General features: G+C 73.8%; 9 protein-coding genes. 6 read left to right on the forward strand and 3 right to left on the reverse strand.

The features are described from left to right. Positions 1–6 precede the first annotated feature (6 nt). From CLV43_RS20990 to CLV43_RS21000, 3 genes are all read right to left on the reverse strand, one after another. Complete coding sequence (locus CLV43_RS20990; RefSeq protein ID WP_106188952.1) at positions 7–1,257, reverse strand: DegT/DnrJ/EryC1/StrS family aminotransferase; 1,251 nt, start codon at positions 1,255–1,257, stop codon at positions 7–9. Then, positions 1,254–2,435, reverse strand: coding sequence for a cytochrome P450 (locus tag CLV43_RS20995; protein WP_106188953.1), 1,182 nt, complete (start codon positions 2,433–2,435; stop codon positions 1,254–1,256). The genes CLV43_RS20990 and CLV43_RS20995 overlap by 4 nt, the downstream gene beginning before the upstream one ends. 217 nt (positions 2,436–2,652) lie before the next feature. Continuing rightward, complete coding sequence (locus CLV43_RS21000) at positions 2,653–6,114, reverse strand: nSTAND1 domain-containing NTPase (protein WP_106188954.1); 3,462 nt, start codon at positions 6,112–6,114, stop codon at positions 2,653–2,655. A 243-nt stretch (positions 6,115–6,357) separates the two neighbouring features. Here CLV43_RS21000 and CLV43_RS21005 point away from each other — a divergent pair, with 243 nt between their 5' ends. The 6 genes from CLV43_RS21005 (at position 6,358) to paaK (ending at position 19,317) form a co-directional block, all read left to right on the forward strand. Continuing rightward, entirely contained in the window at positions 6,358–13,311 is a 6,954-nt protein-coding gene (locus tag CLV43_RS21005) for an amino acid adenylation domain-containing protein (protein ID WP_106188955.1), read from the forward strand. Beyond that, positions 13,308–14,459 carry an FAD-dependent monooxygenase gene (locus CLV43_RS21010; RefSeq protein ID WP_106188956.1) on the forward strand — a complete coding sequence of 384 codons (1,152 nt, stop codon included), beginning with the start codon at positions 13,308–13,310 and terminating at the stop codon, positions 14,457–14,459. Before CLV43_RS21005 ends, CLV43_RS21010 begins: the two co-directional genes overlap by 4 nt. Beyond that, entirely contained in the window at positions 14,456–15,766 is a 1,311-nt protein-coding gene (locus CLV43_RS21015; protein ID WP_170155939.1) for a condensation domain-containing protein, read from the forward strand. The genes CLV43_RS21010 and CLV43_RS21015 overlap by 4 nt, the downstream gene beginning before the upstream one ends. Further along, positions 15,763–16,626, forward strand: a complete 864-nt coding sequence (locus tag CLV43_RS21020) for an SDR family oxidoreductase (protein WP_211304458.1) — start codon at positions 15,763–15,765, stop codon at positions 16,624–16,626. The genes CLV43_RS21015 and CLV43_RS21020 overlap by 4 nt, the downstream gene beginning before the upstream one ends. Continuing rightward, positions 16,623–17,909 (forward strand): cytochrome P450, encoded by a 1,287-nt coding sequence (locus CLV43_RS21025; protein ID WP_106188958.1) that lies wholly within the window; start codon positions 16,623–16,625, stop codon positions 17,907–17,909. Before CLV43_RS21020 ends, CLV43_RS21025 begins: the two co-directional genes overlap by 4 nt. A 73-nt stretch (positions 17,910–17,982) precedes the next feature. Continuing rightward, entirely contained in the window at positions 17,983–19,317 is a 1,335-nt protein-coding gene (paaK, locus tag CLV43_RS21030; RefSeq protein WP_106188959.1) for a phenylacetate--CoA ligase PaaK, read from the forward strand. The last annotated feature ends 13 nt before the right edge of the window (positions 19,318–19,330 follow it).

Here is a 19,330-nt window from a genome sequence, read left to right on the forward strand (position 1 = left end):
TTCTCCTCAGGTGAGGGCGGTGTGCACCTTCCGCACGGCGGTGCTGATGTCGTCGACGTCCGCGTCGGTGTAGTGCTCGTTCCAGAACAGGACCAGCAGGGTGGTGGCGAGCAGTCGTTCGGCGGCCGGGCAGAGGCCGGGGGCGTAGGTCCAGTCCTTCCTGGACGGTGGGCTGGACAGCGGGAAGGCGGAGTTGCCGTAGACGCGGCCGTTCGCGAGCACCGGCGAGGCGTAGGCGGGGTGGTCGAGCAGCCTGCCCTCGGCAAGGATGCCCTCGGCCCGCAAGGCCGCGGCCCAGCGCAGGTTGGTGCCGCCCGCCAGTGACGGGTCCAGGACGAGCGGGAACGACCAGAAGCTGTGGCCGTCCTCCGCAGGCAAGGTGATGCCGGGCAGGCCGCGCAGCGACTCGACCAGCCGGTGGGCGGCCCGCCTGCGTCGTTCGACGACGCCGCGGAGCCTGCCCAGCTGCACCTTGGCGACCGCGCCCTGCAGCTCGGTCATCCGGTAGTTCATCCCGAACGACAGGTGCGTGCGGGCCGCCGTGTCGCGCGGCCGCCCCTTGTCCCCGAACAGCCGGAGCCTGCGGGCCAGCGCGGGGTCGTCGGTGATGGCGAGGCCGCCGTCGCCGCAGGTGATGTGCTTGTACTGCTGGAGGCTGAAGCAGCCGATGTCGCCGACGGTGCCCGCGAGCCTGCCGGGCGCCGGTTCGGTGAGCAGCGCCTGCGCGCAGTCCTCGATGAGCGGGACGCCGTGGCGGTGGGCGATGTCAGCCAGCTCGACGACGGGCGCGGGCGCGCCGAGCAGGTGCACGGCCACGACGGCGCGGGTGCGCGGGGACAGGCAGCGGCGCACGCTCTCCGGGCTGAGGTTGCCGGTCAGCGGGTCGACGTCGGCGAACACCGGCACCGCGTTCTGCGCCAGGATCGCGATGATCGTGCCGAAGTCGGTGACCGGGGTGGTGACGACCTCGTCGCCCGGATCGGGGTCGAGCGCGCCGATCGCCATGTGCAGCGCGGCCGTGCCGGAGCTGCACGCCACCGCGTGGCCGACGCCGTGCAGCCGGGCCATGTCCGACTCCAGCCCGGCGACGTGCGAGCCGCCGAGCGCGTTGAGCCTGCCGCCCGCCAGCACCTCCAGCACCGCGGCGCTCTCCTCCTCCCCGAACGTGCGCCCCGCCGCCTCGGTCGCCACCGGGAACGGGCGGGTGCGCACCGGGGTCCCGCCGTGCAGCGCCAGCCCGTCGAGGGTGCTGGTCACCCGACGTCCCAGGTGACCGGCAGGCTGTGCGTGCCGTAGACCACCATCGTCTCGCGCAACGGGACCTCGGCCGCGGGCACGGCGAGCCGCAGCGTCGGGAACCGGCGCAGCAGCGCGGTGAGCCCGATCCGCAGCTCCGCGCGGGCCAGCTGCAGGCCGGTGCACAGGTGCACGCCGCCGCCGAACGACACGTGCCCGGCCGCCGAGCGGGTCAGGTCCAGCACGTCGGGGTTCGGGAACCGGACGGGGTCGCGGTTGGCCGCGGCCAGCGACATCGTGACGGACTCCCCCGCCTTGACCAGCGTGCCCGCGACCTCGACGTCCTCGACCGCGGTGCGCACCGGACCGATGTGGCTGACCGTCAGGTACCGCAGCAGCTCCTCGACGGCGTTGTCCACCAACGACGGGTCGGCGCGCAGCGCGGCCAGCTGCTCGGGGTGCTCCAGCAGCGCGAACACGCCGAGCGTCAACGTGTTCGACGTCGTCTCGTGGCCCGCCATCAGCAGGATCATCGCCACGGTGACCAGCTCGCCGTCGTCGAGCTCACCGCTGGCGACGAGCCTGCCGAGCACGTCGTCGGTGGGCTCCTCGTGCTTCGCCTTGATGGCCGTGGTCAGGAAGTCGATCATCGACAGCCAGGAGGCGACGGTGTCCTCCTCCGACGCGCTGAGGTCGAACAGCGTGTCGGAGTCGTGCTGGAAGCGGTCGTGCTCGGCGTAGGGCAGGCCGAGCACCTCGCACATCAGCAGCGACGGGAGCGGCAGCGCGTAGGAGCGCAGCAGGTCGACCGCGGGCCCCCGGCGCTCCATCTCGTCGAGCAGCGACTCGGCGATCTGCTCGATCCGCGGCGCGAGCTCGTTCGCCCGGCGCAGGGTGAACTCGGACGTCAGCAGCTTGCGGTACTTGGTGTGCTCCGGCGGGTCGAGCCGGGTGAACATGCCGGGCAGCACCTCGGGGATCTCCACCCGGTCCATGGCGAGCGTCGGCCGGACGAGGTCCGCGCGGTGGCTGAACCGGGGGTCGGTCAGCACCGTGCGGACGGCCGCGTAGCCGGTGGCGATCCAGCCGAGGTGGCCGTCGGGGAACGAGAACCGGCTGATCGGCGCGACCTCCCGCGCCCGGCCGAGCTCGTCCGGCGGGTCGAACGGACAACTGCGCGCGGTCGGGATCGACCGCATTGTGCTCCCGGTTTCCACAGCAGATCACTCCAAGGCATTCGCCGAAGTCGCAAGAGGAAAATGCGGGACATTCCCCACCGCATCGACGCAGATGCTGGCACACCTCCGAGCGAACCCGCAACGACCAGGTCGTACCCATTTCCCCCTAATTCGCAGTCCTATTGTTCCGACTTTGTCGTTCAACGCTTCCGGCTCGACGTCGTACAACGTCCCCGTGTTAGGAGGACAGCCCCGCGCACGCCGCGGGAGGCGCTCCCCCGTCGTGGAAGTCCGAGGCCAGCGCCCGGCACAGCTCCCCGAGCGCGGCCTGCACGTCGGTGGTCCACGGCGTCACGGTCAGGTCCCGGCTGGCGCTGGCCAGCGTGCCGTCCGGGCTCCACGCCAGGTCGGTCACCGGGCCGGTGTGCCCGGACAGCACCGCCCACCGGGTGAGCGTGGCCGCGTCGAGCAGGGTCACCGTGTCGTCGTGGTCGAAGGTCGCGATGAGCCGCCCGTCGGGGCTGTAGGCGAGGAAGCTGAACCGGCCGCCGGGGTCGGTCAGCTCCCCGGTCCGCCGATGGCTCGCGGCGTCCCAGAGCACGACCCGCCCGGCACCGTCGTGGTAGGTGGTGGCGGCCAGGACCGTCCCGTCGGGGCTGAACACGACGGTCGACGCGTGCCCGTTCTCGGCCACGACGACCTCGTCGTCGGTCTCGGTGTCCCAGACCAGGACCCGGCCGCGGACGGTCGCGACGGCCAGCGAACGGCCGTCCGGGCTGTAGTTGACGTCGAGCGCCCCGTCGCCGTCCACGGTCCGGTCGCGGTGGCTCCCGGTCGCCAGGTCGACGAACCGCACGGTCCTGGCGTCCACGATCACCGCCAACGTCCGCGAGTCCGGGCTGAACACCGCCTTCTCCACCACGTGCCCCTCGATCACCGTCCTGACCTCGGCCAGCGTGGCGGCGTCGCGGAGCACCACCTTGCCGCCGTAGCCCGCGACCACCCACCGCCCGTCCGGGCTCACCCACGGGCCGCGCGTCTCCAGCGACGACGTCCCGCCGCCCGGCACGGACGCCAGCGGTGCGCGGGTCTCGCGGTCCCAGACCAGCAGCGACCCGTCCGCGCTGCTGCTCACGACGTTGCCACCGACCGGGTCGAACGCGACCCCGCTGACCGTGTCGACGTGGCCGATGAACGGGACGCGGGTGCGGTCCCAGAGCAGGAAGCCGGACTTGCTGCTGCCCGCGATGAACCGGCCGTCCGGGCTGAACACCGCGGCGCCCACACCGTGGTTCTTGTTGCGCAGCAGCTGGCCGACGCGGGCCCGGCGGGCCAGGTCCCAGACGACCACCGTGCCGCCGATGTCGACCGAGAACAGCCGTCCGCCGGTCGGGTCGAACTCGACCTGGGCGACGCTGTCCACGTGGTCGAGGTCGGCCACCCGCTGCCGGGTGCCCGTGTCCCACAGCCGCACGGAACGCCCGGCTCCGGCGGTGGCGACCGTGCGGCCGTCCGGGCTGAACGCCACCGAGCTGAGCAGGCCCTCCGGTGAGGGCAGCGTGCCGACGGCGGTGGCGGTGCGCAGGTCCCACAGCACGACCCCGCCGCCGTCGGTGAACGCCAGCGTCGTGCCGTCCGGGCTGAACGCGAGCGACCCCGACCCCGTGCCGGAGCCGGGGGTGGCCACCAGCCGGGCGTCCCCGGTGCCCAACAGCCGGGTCGCGCCCGCGTCCGCCACGGCGACCACCCGGCCGTCGGGGCTGAACCGCAGCTCGCGGACCGGTTCGGGCGAGGCCGCCGCGCGGGCCACCAGCGACCGGTCGGCCAGCCGCCAGATCAGCACCTCGCCGTCCTCCGTGCCCGCCGCCAGCAGGGCGCCGTCCACGCTGACCGCGACCACCAGCACCTGGCCGAACGAGCCGCTCAGCTCGGTGCGGCGGGTGTGGTCGACCACGTCCCACAGGTCGACGCGCCCCGGTGCGCCGGGCGCGGCGAGCAGGCGGCCGTCCGGGGTGAACGCCGGTTTCGTGCGCACGTCCGACGGCGAGGGCAGCAGTGCCTGGTAGTCACGCCGCGACGCGAGGCTGAGCACCTCGCTGCGCGCCTCGACCGTGGGGTAGCTCTGGTAGGCGTCCAGGCTCGCGCGCATGGCTCGGGCGACGTCCTTGCCCGCCAGCGTCTCGGCCTCGGCCGCGAGCTGCCGCGAGGTGCTGACCAGGCCTTCGCTGACGGCGTCCTGGCGTTGCCGGACGGCCACGAACGTGACGGCGACGGCCACCACGAGCAGCACGGACAGCGCGGTGGTGAGCCAGCGCAGCTGCCGGTTGCGGCGCTGGCGCAGCGCCTGGTCCGCCTCCTCGGCGTGCGTGCTGGAGTCGAGGAACGACCGCTCGTGCGCGGTCATGTCGTCGGCGTGCCGCTTCGCCCAGTCGCCGGTGACCGCGAGCCGGACGCCCCGGTAGAGCGCGCCGGGATCGCGCCGCACGGCCTCCCAGGCGGCGGTGGCCTCGGTGAGGCCGCGGTGGACGCGGATGTCGGCGCGGTCCTCGGCCAGCCAGTCGCGCAGCCGCGGCCACGACCTGATCAGGGCCTCGTGGGCGATCTCGACGGAGTCGCGGTCCAGCGCCACGAGCCGGGCGCGGGCCAGCGCGTCCAGCACGGCGGCGGTGTCCGGGTCGTCGTCCAGCTCGCCGCACGGCACGCGGCGGCGGGTGTCCTCGTTGCCCTCGCCGAGGGTGATCAGCCGCAGCAGGATCTGCCGGGCGCGGCGCTGCCTGCCGGGGTCGAGCGCGGTGTAGACCTGCTCAGCGGTCTGCGCGATGGCGCCGTGGATGCCGCCGGACGCCTCGTACCCCGCCACCGTCAGCGCGTTGCCGCGGCGGCGGCGCCAGGTCTCCAGCAGGGCGTGCGACACCAGCGGCAGCATCCCGGCCTGCCCGGTGGCGTCGGCGATGATCTTGGCCAGCAGCGGTCCCTCGACCGTGCACCCGGCCTGCACGGCGGGCTTGATGATCGCCTGCGGGAGCTCGTCGCTGCTCATCGGACCGACCGCGACCTGCGCCTCCGCCAACGCGCGCGCGAGCCCGGTGTGCGCGGCGCAGCGGTGGTAGAAGTCGGCCCGGATGCCCACCACGACCCGGCGCGCCCCGACGTCGGACTCCGCCTCGGCCAGCAGCGCGTCGATGAACCGGGCGCGCTCGGACTCGTCGCGGCAGAGCGTGAAGACCTCCTCGAACTGGTCGACGACCACCACCAGCTCGTCGCCCGGCGGATGCTCGGCGAGCACCCGCGCCAGCTCGCGCATCGGCCGGGCGCCGGGGGTGAACAGCGCCGCGCGCAGCCCCGGCAGCAGGCCCGCCCGCAGCAACGACGACTTGCCCGCGCCGGACACCCCGAGCACGCCGACGAACCGGTGGTCGGCCAGCCGGGCGCGTACCTCCTCGACCAGCCGTTCCCGGCCGAAGAACCGGGCGCTGTCCTCGGGCTGGAACGCCGCCAGGCCCACGTACGGCGAGCCCGCGTCGCCGTCGGCCGGTTCCCCGGCGGCGCTCAGCTCGGCCGCGAGGGCGTGCCAGCGGGCCTCCCACTCGACCGGGTCGCCGCCGCACGCGCGGACGTAGGCGAGCGTCACCGCGAGCCTCGGCAGCTTCCGGCCGCCCGCGGCGTCGGACAGGGTCGCGGCCGAGTAGTGGGCGACCACACCCAATTCCCGATAAGGCGGGCTCCCGGCTTTCTCCCGGACCGCGCGCAAATCGGCGGCGAATCCCAGCAACGGGCTGTCGCCCACATCCAATGGGCGTTCACGACGCGGCATGTGCACCATCCCCAGATTTCGCGCCCATTGTCCAGACGTTGTCGTACACCGTCCAGACGTCGACATCGAACAACGAAAGGGCACTAGACAAAGCGGCAGGACACAGGGCAACGAAACAGGGGACGCACCGTGACCCGTTCCGCACGCATTCCGCTGACCGCGGCCCAGCGCGACATCTGGGCGGCGGCCTCGCACCTGCCGCACCTCGCGCAGCACAACTCCATCGCCCTGGACCGGCTCACCGGGGACGTCGACGTCGCCGTGCTGCGTGCGTGCCTGGCACGCGCGCTGGACCGCAACGACGCCCTGCGGCTGCGCTTCGACGAGCACGACGGCGTGCCGCACCAGTGGCCGGACCCCGAGCCTGCGCCCGCGGAGGTCGTGGAGCTGGCCGACCGGGACGCGTGCGACGCGTGGGTCGACGCCGTGTTCCACCGGCCGTTCCCGCTGCGCGGTGGGCCCGTGGTGCGGGCAGCGCTGCTGGTCGAGGGCACCGCCGCGGTGCACGTGTGCATCGCCGCGCACCACGTCGTGGCCGACGGCTGGGCCCTGCACCAGGCGCTCTGCCAGGTGCTCGACGACTACTCCCACGTCGTGCGCACCGGTGAGCCGCTCACCTTCCCCACCCGCTCCTACCTGCCGTTCGTCGACCGCGAGTGCCGCTACCGGGAGTCGGCGGACTTCGAGGCGGACCGCGACTTCTACCGGGGCTTCCTCGCGGGCGTCGAACCGGTCCTGTTCCCCCGCAAGGCGATGAGCGGCGCCCGGACCACCGCCCGGCACAGGTTCGTGCTGCCCGGCGCGCTCATCGACCGGATCCGCGCGGGCGGCCACTCGCCGTTCACCGCGGTCACGGCGGCGTTCGCGGCCTACCTGGCACGGGTGCACGGCGCCGACGAGGTGGTGCTCGGCGTGCCCTCGCTCAACCGGCGGACGTTCGCCGACAAGCAGACCGTGGGCCAGTTCGCGAGCACCCTGCCGCTGCGCCTGCCCGTGCCGGGCGACCGGACGCTTCGGGATTTGGCTACGGAGGTCCGAACCAGGACTTACGGGCTCAAGCGGCGCGACCGGCTGTCGCTGGGCGACCTGCTGCGCGCGCTGCCCGCCGGTTCGCCGCGGCAGCTGTTCGACGTGACCGTCTCCTACATGCGCTACCCCGGTCGCGCGGCGATCCCCGGCGTCGCCCGCGACATGGCCGGGGTCGGGCACTCGCACGACCAGGACGCACTTGCCGTCGTGCTGACCGAGTTCGACGACACCGCCGACGTGGTGGTGGACCTGGACTACGCGTGCGACGTGTTCGACGCGGACTTCCCGGTCGAGGCGATGGCCCGGCACGTGTACGCGCTGCTGGTGGGCGGCCTCGCCGAGCCGGAGCCGGTGCTGGCCGCGCTGCCGATGCTCACCTCGGCCGAGCGCGACCGGCTCGTGGACGCCGACGCGCCCTCGGTGCCGGTCGACGACCGCACCCTGCACGAGCTGATCTCCGAGCAGGTCGCGCGGGAGCCCGGTCGGACCGCGGTCCTCGGCGACTCCCCGATGACCTACGCGGAGCTGGACGTGCGGGCCGACCGGGTCGCCGCCGGGCTGCGCGCCACCGGGGTCGGGCGGGACGACCGGGTGGCCGTGCTGCTCAACCGGGGGCGACCGCTGCTCGTGGCGCTGCTGGGCATCCTCAAGGCGGGTGCGGCGTACGTGCCGCTCGACCGCGGCTACCCGGAGGACCGGCTGCGGTTCATGCTGGCCGACAGCGGGGCGAAGGTCGTGCTGGTGGACGGCCCGACCTCGCTCGACGGGCCGCTGGTGCGGCGGGTGGACGACCTCACCGGCACCTGCGACGGCGTGGCGACCGACCCCGGCGGACTGGCCTACGTGATCTACACGTCCGGCTCGACCGGGCGGCCGAAGGGCGTGGCCGTCGAGCACCGGTCGGTGGTGAACCGGCTGGAGTGGATGCAGCGGCGGTACCCGCTCGACGAGCACGACGTGCTGCTGCAGAAGACACCGGTGTCGTTCGACGTGTCGGTGTGGGAGCTGTTCTGGTGGGCGCTGGCGGGGGCCCGGCTGGCGCTGCTGGAGCCGGGTGGGGAGAAGGACCCGCTCGCCGTGCTGCGGGCCGTCGACCGGCACGGGGTCACGGTGGTGCACTTCGTGCCGTCGATGCTCGGGCCGTTCCTGGACCAGGTGGAGGCCGACCCGGCGCGCGCGAGGTCGCTGCGGCGGGTGTTCTGCAGCGGTGAGGCGCTGTCGCCCGCGCTGGTCGAGCGGTTCTACCGGGTGCTCGGCGGCGCGCGGCTGGTCAACCTCTACGGGCCGACCGAGGCGACGGTCGACGTGTCGTTCCACGACTGCGTGCCCGGTCCGCGCGTCCCGATCGGCAGGGCGATCGACAACATCCGGCTGTACGTGCTGGACCGCTACGGGTTCCCGCAGCCCGCGGGCGCTCCGGGTGAGCTGTGCGTGTCCGGGATCGGCGTGGCGCGGGGCTACCTGGACCGGCCCGCGCTGACCGCGACCAGGTTCGTGGCCGACCCGTTCGCGCCCGGACGGCGGATGTACCGCACCGGCGACGTCGCGCGGTGGCTGGCCGACGGGACCCTGGAGTACCTGGGCCGCGGGGACGGGCAGGTGAAGATCCGCGGCAACCGGGTCGAGCTCGGCGAGGTGCGCGACCGGCTCGCGTCCTGCCCCGGCGTGCGCGACGCGGTGGTCGTGGACCGGTGGACGGCGCACGGCGCGCGGCTGGTCGGGTACTACGTGGCCGACCAGGACGTCGACCACGCGCGGGAGCACCTCGCGAAGGCGCTGCCGGACTTCATGGTCCCCGCGCACCTGGTGCGGATCGACCGGATCCCGTTGACGCCCAACGGGAAGGCCGACCGGGCCGCGCTGCCCGACCCGACGCACCAGACCGTGGACGACCCGCCGACCACGGCGGTGGAGGCGGCGCTGGTGGCGGTGTGGGCCGAAGTGCTCGGCGTGCCGTCGGTGGGCGTGCACACCGACTACGCCTCGCTCGGCGGCGACTCGATCCTGTCGTTGCGGATCCGCGCGGAGGCGGCGAAGCGGGGCCTGCACTTCAGCCTGTCCGACCTGGTCGCGCACCCGACCGTGGCCGCGCTCGCGACGCAGGTCACCGCGGGCCACGACGTCGTGGACCTGGCGCCGTTCGACCTCGTGCCCGCCGTGGACCGGGCCGGGCTGGCCGGGGCCGTGGACGCCCACCCCGTCACGGCGTTGCAGCTCGGCCTGCTCTACCACAGCCGCGCGCACGAGAAGTCGGCCGTGTACCACGACGTCTTCCGCTACACGCTGGGAATCCGCTGGCACGGCGCGGAGTTCCGGCGCGCGTTCGCCGCGCTGGTCGCCCGGCACCCGGTGCTGCGGTCGTCGTTCGAGCTCGCCGGGACGCCGTTGCAGGTCGTGCGCGCCGAGGTGGACGGCGGGCTGGACGTCGTGGACCTGCGCGCGGTCGACCCCGCCGAGGCCGAGGTGGAGGTGCGCAAGCACGTCGAGGACCGGCGGTTCCACGACTACGAGTTCGACCGGCCGCCGCTGTACCTGTTCCGCGCGCACGTCCTCACCGACGACCGGGTGGACCTCGTGCTGAGCTTCCACCACGCGATCCTGGACGGCTGGAGCGTGGCGAGCCTGGTCCGCGAGCTGCTCCAGGACTACCTGCACGCCACCGGGTCCGGCATCGGCCCGGTGCCCGCCGACCCGCCGCCGTCGGCCGCGCGGCACGTGCTCGACGAACGCCGGGCGCTCGCCTCGGAGGTGCCGCGCGAGTACTGGCGGAAGCTGCTGGAGGGCGCCACACCCGCGCTGCCGACCGGGTTCGGCGCGCACGCGGCACCCGGCGGCCGCGACCTCGTCGTGCGCTCGGCGTCCCTGCCCACCGGCCTGGACAAGCGGCTGCGCGCGTTCGCCCGCGAGCACGGCGTCCCGGTGAAGTCGGTGCTGTTCGCCGCGCACTGCCTGGTGCTGCGGATGTTCTGCGGGCAGGACGACCTGGTGACCGGGTTGGTCGCGCACGCCCGGCCGGAGGAGGCGGGCGCGGACCGGACGGCCGGGCTGTTCCTCAACACCCTCCCGGTGCGCCTCGACGGCACGCCCGGCACGTGGCTGGATGTCGTGCGCGAGGTGCACCGGCAGGAGGTCGCCGGGCACCCGCACCGGCACTTCCCGATCAGCGAGATCCGGCGCGACCACGGCGGACCGGTGCTGGAGACCGCGTTCAACCACGTGCACCTGCACGTCGTCGAACCCGTGCTGGCGCTGCCGGACGTGGAGCTGCTCGGGTTCGAGGTCTGGGAGGAGACCAACTTCGCGCTGGTGGTGACCGCGTTCGTCGACCCCACCGACCAGCGGATCCGGGTGCGGGTCGACTGCGAGGCGCCGCGGTTCACCGCCGACCAGGCCGAGCTGCTGGCCCGCGCGTACATCGACCTGCTGGCCAGGGTCGTCGACCGGCCGGACGAGCCGGTCGACTTCGGGTTCCTGGCGACCGAGGAGCCGCCGCACGTGGTGCGCGAGTTCGAACGGCGGGTGGCGCAGGCGCCCGAGGCCGTCGCGCTGGTGTTCGGCGAGGACACCTGGACCTACCGCGAGCTGGACCGGGCGGCGAACCGGGTGGCCCGCAACCTGGTGGCGCGGGGCGCCCCCCGCGGCGCCCGGATCGGCGTGGCGGTGGACCGGTCGTTCGAGCTGGTCGCCGTGCTGCTGGGGATCGCGAAGGCCGGTGGCGCGTGCGTGCCGCTGGACACCGGCTACCCGGCGGCCCGGATCGCCGCCGTGGTGGAGGACGTCCGACCGTTCCGCGTCATCGTCCACAAAGGACACGCCGGGCTCATCGCCGACCCGGCGGTCGTGCTCGACCCCGAGGTGCTGCTGACGGGCGACGGGGAGCCGGTGGCACTGGGGGTGTCACCGGACGACGCCGCCTACGTCCTGTTCACCTCGGGGTCGACCGGAACGCCGAACGGGGTGGTGATGCCGCACCGGGCGCTGGCGAACGTGGTGGAGGGCCAGAACAGGTCCGCGACCGGTGTCGTCGGCGGCCGGACGCTGCAGTACGCGCCGATCGGGTTCGACGTGTCGTTCCAGGAGGTCTTCTCCACGCTGTGCGGCGGCGGCGCGCTGGTGCTGGTGTCCGACGCGGACCGGCGCGACCCGGTGTCGTTGCTGCGCCTGGTGGACAGCGCGCGGGTCGAGCGGATCTTCCTGCCGTACGTGGCGCTCCAGCAGCTCGCCGAGGCCGCGGACGCGCTCGGCGTGGCACCGCGCGCCCTGCGGGCGGTGGTCTCCTCCGGCGAGCAGCTGCGGGTGACCGACGAGATCCGGCGGTTCTGCGCGTCCGTTCCGGGGCTGCTGCTGGAGAACCAGTACGGGCCGACCGAGACGCACGTGGCGACGACGTTCACGATGTCGGGGAACCCGTGGGACTTCCCCGCGCTGCCCCCGATCGGCAGGCCGTTCGACGGGCTGCGGGTGCTGCTGCTCGACGAGCGGTCGCGGCCGGTCCCGGTCGGCGTCCGCGGCGAGATCCACATCGGCGGCGAGGGCCTGGCCGTCGGGTACCACGACCGGCCGGAGCTGACCGCCGACCGGTTCGTGCACGTCGACGGCGAGCGCCTGTACCGCACCGGCGACCTCGGCCTGCGACTGCCCGACGGCGACCTGGTCTGCCTGGGGCGGCGGGACACCCAGCTCAAGATCCGGGGCTACCGGGTCGAACCGGCCGAGGTCGAGCTGGCGATCACCGCGCTCGGCGTGCACGAGGTGGCCGTGGTGGCGCGGCGGCGGGAGAACGGCGAGGCGCAGCTGGTGGCGTTCCTGGTCGGCGAGCCCGGTGACGCCGAGGAGCTGCGGACGGCGCTGCGGGCCGCGCTGCCGGAACACCTGGTGCCGTCGCACTTCGAGTGGCTGCCGAGCCTGCCGTGGACGCCGAGCGGGAAGCGCGACGACGCGGCGCTGCGGCGGATCGTACCGACAGCGGCCGTCACGACCGCGTCCGCGCCGCCGCGCGACGAGTACGAGCGGGCACTGGTCGAGGTGCTCGCCGAGCTGGTGGGCGTGCCGGAACTGGGGGTGCACGACGACTTCTTCGCGCTGGGCGGCACGTCGTTGACGGCGATGCGGCTGGTCGTGGTGCTGGAGAAGCGCTACGGCGTGCACATCCCGCTGTCCGCGTTCGTCACCGCGCCGACGGCGGCGGGCCTGGCCGAGCGCCTGCGGTCCGACCACGCCACCGCGCACTTCGACCCGCTGGTGCCGATCCGGGAGCACGGGAGCGGGAACCCGGTGTTCCTGGTGCACCCGATCGGCGGGAACGTCCTGTGCTACCTGCCGTTGGCCCGGCACCTGCCCGGCGACCGGCCGCTGTACGCGTTGCAGGCGGCCGGGAGCGAGCCGGGCACCGAGCCGTTGCGGACGGTGGAGGAGCTGGCCCGCGGCTACCTCGACGCGATCCGCCGGGTGCGGCCCACCGGGCCGTACCTCGTCGCGGGCTGGTCTTTCGGCGGGTTCGTGGCCGTGGAGATGGCCCGGTTGATCCGCGCGGAGGGCGACGAGGTCGAACGGCTGGTGCTGATCGACACCATCGCGCTGGCACCGGGTCCGCGCGACGAGGTGTCCGACGACGTGCTGCTGACCTGGTTCCTGTGGGAGCTGCTGCGCGGCGACGACGTTCCGCGGCTGCCCGAGAACGACCGGTTCGACCACGCGGCCCGGCTGGCGGTCGACGCGGGTGTGCTGCCGCCGGGCAGCCCGGCGGCGGTGGTGCGGCGGCTGTTCGGGGTGTTCGCGGCGAACTGGCGGGCGGTGCTGGACTACCGGCCGGACGTGCTGGCCGAGGACGTCGCGCTCATCCGCGCCACCGCCGCGCTGCCCGGCCTGCTCGAACCGGCGCACGACGCCGCCCGCAGCCTGCACCGCGACCCCGCCAACGGGTGGGGTGGCCTGGTCGGCGGCCGCCTCGACGTCGTGGACGTGCCGGGCGACCACCTGGAGATGATGGAGGAGCCCCACGTGCGCGAGGTCGCTAACGCCCTGTCCGAGCTCATCGAGGGCGAGGACCGGTGACCAGGGTGGTCGTCGTCGGCGCGGGCATCGGCGGGCTGGTCGCCGCCGTCGCCCTGCGCCGCGTCGGGATCGACGTCGAGGTGTACGAGCGGTCGCCCGAGCCGCGGGTCGAGGGCACCGGGCTGTCGATCATGAGCAACGCCGTCGCGGCGCTGCGCGGGCACGGCGTCGAGCTGGCGCTGGAGGACCGCGGCCGGGCCATCGAGTCGTTCCACCTCAACACTTTCGACGGCCGTCCGATCAGGGCGGTGCCGGTGAGGTCGATCGGCGACCGGCTCGGCGCGCCCAGCGTGTGCGTGCACCGGGCCGACCTCCAGCAGGCGCTGCTGGAGGCCGCGGGCGACTGCCCGATCGCGGTCGGCGCCGTGGCGACCGGGTTCACCGCCGACGGCGACGGCGTGCGGGTGGACTTCGCCGACGGCCGGGTGGCCCGCGGCGACGTGCTGATCGGGGCGGACGGGTTCCACTCGGCGGTGCGCGGGCAGCTCGTCGGGCCGGAGACGCCCCGTGACGCGGGGTACGCGTGCTGGCTCGCGACGATCCCGTTCGCGCACAAGGCGTTGCCCGCCGGGCACGTGGCGCACTACTGGGGGCGCGGCAGCCGGTTCGGGCTCGTCGACATCGGGCACGGCCGCGCCTACTGGTGGGGCACCAGGAACAACACCACCTGGGACGGCACCAAGGAGCAGGTCCTGCGCGCGTGCGACGGGTGGGCCGACGAGGTGCGCGCCGCGGTCGAGGCCACCCCCGTGGAGGCGATCGTCGGACTGGCCGCGCGCGACCGGCCGTTCCTGCGGACGTGGGGCGACGGCCCGGTGACGCTGCTCGGCGACGCCGCGCACCCGATGCTGACGAGCCTGGGCCAGGGCGCCGGGATGGCCGTCGAGGACGGCGTGGTGCTCGCCCGCTGCCTGGCAGGCGCCACCGACCCGCGGCAGGCGTTGCGGCGCTACGAGGACGAGCGCCGGGCGCGCACCCGGCGGATGGTCCGGACCTCCCGCGCGCTGAGCCGCTTCGAGCAGGCCGAACGACCGTGGGCGCGGCTCGTGCGCGACGCGGCGTTCCGGTGGATGCCGGAACCGCTGCTGCACCGGCAGAACGCGTCCGCCATGACCTTCCCCGCCACGACAGGAACGAGGAGCACGTGACCGAGGTCAACCGGCCGCTGAGCCCGGTCGAGCGGTGGTACTGGATCGCCGACCGGCTCTCGCCGCTCAACGTCGTCGCCCGCGTCCGGGTCCGCGGACCGCTGTCGCCGCGAGCGGTCCGCGCCGGGCTCGACGCGGTGCAGGGCCGACACCCGTTGCTGCGCACCACGATCGTCGCCGACGCGGCGGACGCGAACCCCGAGTTCGTCGCCACCACCGGAATCCCCATCCCGCTGCGGGTCGTCGACGGGGACACCCGCTGGGAGCACGAGGTCGACGAGCGCGAGCTGGTCGACCGCGTCGACGTGGCCACCGGTCCGCTGTGCCGCGCGGTCCTGCTCGACCACGGCGACGACACGCACGACCTGCTCCTCACGGTGTCGCACTGCGTCTCCGACGCGGTCACCGCGCTGGCGCTGCTGCGGGAGCTGCTGGAGTTCGCGGCCGAGCCGGGGTCCGCCGTCCCGCTGGCGCCGCTGCCCGCGCCGGAGGACATGTTCCCGGCCAGGCAGCGGGCACTGGGCGGCGCGCTGGGCATCGCCTCGCGCGTGCTGCCCGACCAGCGGCGGTTGCGGCGCAACACGTTGCGCCGCCTGGTGCCCACCGAGGTCGTGCCCGACGAGCGGCGGCGGTCGCGGTTCGTGCACCGGGCGCTGGACTTCGCGCGGCTCGACGCGCTGTCGCGGTCGTGCAAGCGGGAGGGCGCGACGGTGCACGGCGCGCTCGCCGCGGCCATGGTCACCGCGGTCGCGCGGGACGCGCGGGTGGCCAAGCGGTGCGCGTTCGCGATCGGCTCCCCCGTCGACTTCCGCGGCGAGCTGGCCCAACCGGTGTCCAACCGCGACGTGGGCGCGTACATCGCGACCGTGCCGTCGTTCGTCGACTACGAACCGGGGGAACCGTTCTGGGACATGGCGAGGGCGGTCAGCCGGGACGTGGCCCGGCGCAAGCGGCGCGGCGACCACTTCGCCGTGATCAACCTGCTGCGCTGGGTCTGCCCCGACGACGTCCCCGGCAGCGCCTCGTTCCGCGAGCTGGTCGAGGCGCAGGGGCCGGGGAACCTGTGCCTGTCCAACATCGGCCGCTACCACTTCCCCGACGCGATCGGGCCGTGGCGGCTGTCGGAGGCGCAGTTCGTCGCGGGACCGTCGATCAGCGGCTACCTCGTGGCGACCGTCAACACCAGCCACGACCAGCTGTCGTGGAACTTCTCCTACGTCGACGACGCGGTGCCGACCGAGCGCGCCGAGCGCATCGCCACCGCCAGCGTCGACATCCTGCTCTCGGCACTGGAGGGGACGTCGTGAGGATCTCACCGGACGACCGGTCGGTCGTCGTCACCGGGGCGTCGTCCGGGCTCGGCAAGGCGTGCGCCCTGCACCTGGACCGGCTCGGCTACCAGGTGTTCGCCGGGGTCCGGCGCGAGTCCGACGGCGACATCCTGGTCGCCGCCTCGACCTCCGGCAGGCTGCGCCCGGTCCTGCTGGACGTGACCGACCAGGCGACCGTGCGGGCGGCGGTGAAGACCGTCGGCCACGAGCTGTGGGGACTGGTCAACAACGCGGGCGTGTGCGTGCCGGGGCCGGTGGAATGCCTGAGCCCGCAACGGCTGCGCGACCAGCTGGAGATCAACGTGGTGGGCGCGGCGACCGTGACGAGCGCGTTCCTGCCGCTGCTGCGGGAGGCCTCCGGGCGGGTCGTCAACGTCAGCTCCGGCCTCGGCCGGATCGCCTCGCCCTACCTCGGCGCGTACGCGGCGTCCCAGTTCGCCAAGGAAGGGCTCAGCGACGCGCTGCGGCGCGAGCTGCGGCCGTTCGGCGTGGCGGTGTCGGTCGTGCAGCCCGGCGCGATCATGACGCCGATCTGGACCAAGCTCGCCGCGCAGGGCGACGACCTGCTCGACACCGCCGACGCGGACGTCGCCGACCTCTACCGGGTGCCGTTCCGGCACTTCCTGGCCACCAACGACAAGCGCGCGCGGCGCAGCGGGACCATGCCGGACGACTTCGCCAGGACCGTGGCGCGGGCGCTCGACGCGCGCCGCCCGAGGTCCCGCTACCAGGTCGGCCCGGACGCCCGCGCGGGCAGCGTGCTGTACCGGCTGCTCCCCGACTCCCTGCTCGACCTCGTGTTCGCGAAAGCCGCATCACCCGGAGGCCACCGATGACCACGTCGTTCGCGCAGTCCCTGCGCCTGCGCGCCATGCTGCTGGGGTTCAAGGCGGTGACCAAGCCGCTCGCGTGGCGCGGCGACCCGATGGCCCGGATCCTCACCGCGGGCCGCGACACCGACCCGTACCCGTTCTACGAGCACGCCCGGTCGCTCGGGGACCTGAGCCGCAGCGGGCTGGGCATGTACGTGTCGGCGTCGCACCGGGTCAGCGACTCGGTGCTGCGCGACCCGCGGTTCGGCGTGGACACGCGGGCGTCGCTGATGGACATGAAGAAGCTGCTGCTCGACACCTGGGGCAAGCGGCCCATCCACCCGGTCGACGACTCGTTCATCGCCCTCGACCCGCCCCGGCACACCCGGCTGCGCCGCACCGTGGCGCCTTGGTTCACCCCCCGCGCGCTGCGCGACCTGACGCCGTTGGTGGAGAAGGTCGTCGGGGAGTTCCTGGACGAGGTCGAGGGCCGCGACCAGTGGGAGCTGATGGACGACTTCGCCTCCCGCATCCCGATCCGGATCATCTGCGAGATGTTCGGCATCCCCGAGATCGACTACGCGCGGTTCATCCGCTGGGGCACTGTGCTCGGCGCGACCCTCGACGGCATCCGGTCCGCCGCCGAGCTCGCCCGCGTCCGCGCCGCGCTGGTCGACCTGGAGGCGTTCTTCGTCGACCTGGTCGACGGACGGCGGCGCAACCTCGGCGACGACCTGGTCAGCAGCGTGATCAGGGCGCAGTCGGACTCGGACGAGTTCCTCCGCGAGGACCTGCTGGCGACGTGCGAGCTGCTGATGATGGCCGGGTACGAGACCACGCTGAACCTGATCGGCAACGCCGGGTTGGCGCTGCTCACGCACCCAGGGGCCCGCGAGCGGGTGATCACCTCGCCGGAGTCGGCCGAGAACGCCGTCGAGGAGGTCCTGCGCTGGGACTCCTCGGTGCAGTACACCGTCCGCGCGACCACCGAACCGCTCACCCTGGAGGGCGTCGACCTGCCCACCGGCTCCCTCGTCGTCCTGCTGCTCGCCGGCGCCAACCGCGACCCGGACGTCTTCCCCCACCCCGACGTGCTCGACCTGGACCGCCCGAACAGCCGCGACCACCTGTCGTTCTCCTCCGGGATCCACTACTGCGTCGGCGCCGGACTGGCCAGGCTGGAGGCCGCCGTCGGCATGCGGATGCTGTTCCAGCGCTACCCCGACCTGCGCATCAGCGGGCCCGTCGTGCGACGGCGCTCGCGCAACATCCGGGGGGCGCTGAGCATCCCGGTGTCGCCGCGGTGAGGCCTTGACGGAGGTCAGCGGGCTAATTACCGTCCATTCGGTCAGTAACGCCCGACGACGGGGGAGCCCACCAGTGACGACCAGGCACGACGGTGTGCGGCTCGGGGACGCCCCGGCGGTGGACGGGCTGAGCGACGTGGAGCGGCTGGGGGTCGACGAGCTGCGGGCGGTGCAGCTGGAGCGGCTGAGGTGGACGCTGCGGCACGCCTACGAGAACGTGCCGTTCTACCGGGCGAGCTTCGACGCGGCCGGGGTGCACCCGGACGACTGCCGGGAGCTGGCGGACCTGGCGAGGTTCCCGCCGACGACCAAGCAGGACCTGCGGGACAACTACCCGTTCGGCATGTTCGCGGTGCCGCAGGAGGACGTGCGGCGCATCCACGCCTCCAGCGGCACGACCGGGAAGCCGACGGTGGTCGGGTACACCGGCAAGGACATCGACACGTGGGCGACGGTGATGGCGCGGTCGATCTACGCGGCGGGCGGCAGGCCGGGGCACAAGATCCACGTGGCGTACGGGTACGGGCTGTTCACGGGCGGGCTGGGGGCGCACTACGGGGTCGAGAAGCTCGGCGCCACGGTCATCCCGGCGTCGGGCGGGATGACGGCCCGGCAGGTGCAGATCATCACGGACTTCCAGCCCGAGGTGATCATGGTGACGCCGTCGTACATGCTGACGCTGCTCGACGAGTTCGAGCGCCAGGGCGTCGACCCCAGGACCAGCTCGCTGCAGGTCGGGATCTTCGGCGCGGAGCCGTGGACCGAGCGGATGCGCGTGGAGATCGAGGAGCGGGCAGGCCTGCACGCGGTGGACATCTACGGGCTGTCCGAGGTGATGGGGCCGGGCGTCGCGCAGGAGTGCGTGGAGACCAAGGACGGGCTGCACGTCTGGGAGGACCACTTCCTGCCCGAGGTGGTGGACCCGGAGACCGGGGACGTGCTGCCCGACGGCGAGGACGGGGAGCTGCTGTTCACCTCGCTAACCAAGGAGGCGCTGCCGATCATCCGGTACCGGACCCGCGACCTGACGAAGCTGCTGCCGGGGACGGCGCGGCCCGCGTTCCGGCGGATGGAGAAGGTCACCGGGCGGACGGACGACATGATCATCCTGCGCGGGGTGAACCTGTTCCCGACGCAGGTCGAGGAGATCGTCCTGCGGGTCGACGGCGTGGCACCGCACTTCCAGCTGGTGCTGACCCGCAAGGACCGGATGGACCACCTGACCGTGCTCGTCGAGGCCCGGCCGGACACCTCGGCCGACCGGCGGCGGGGCGCGGCCGCGGAGATCCGCTCCGGGGTCAAGGAGGGCGTCGGCGTGAACGTGGACGTCGAGGTGGTGGACCCGGAGTCGTTGGAGCGGTCGGTCGGCAAGATGCGCCGGGTGGTCGACCAGCGCCCGCCCGCCTGATCCTGGGCCCCAC

Source organism: Umezawaea tangerina, from assembly GCF_003002815.1.
GTDB lineage: Bacteria > Actinomycetota > Actinomycetes > Mycobacteriales > Pseudonocardiaceae > Umezawaea > Umezawaea tangerina.

Coding starts and splice junctions, on each gene's coding strand:
- CLV43_RS20995 (WP_106188953.1), bottom strand. CDS start 2,435: ATGCGGTCGATCCCGACCGCGCGCAGTTGTCCGTTCGACCCGCCGGAC.
- CLV43_RS21025 (WP_106188958.1), top strand. CDS start 16,623: ATGACCACGTCGTTCGCGCAGTCCCTGCGCCTGCGCGCCATGCTGCTG.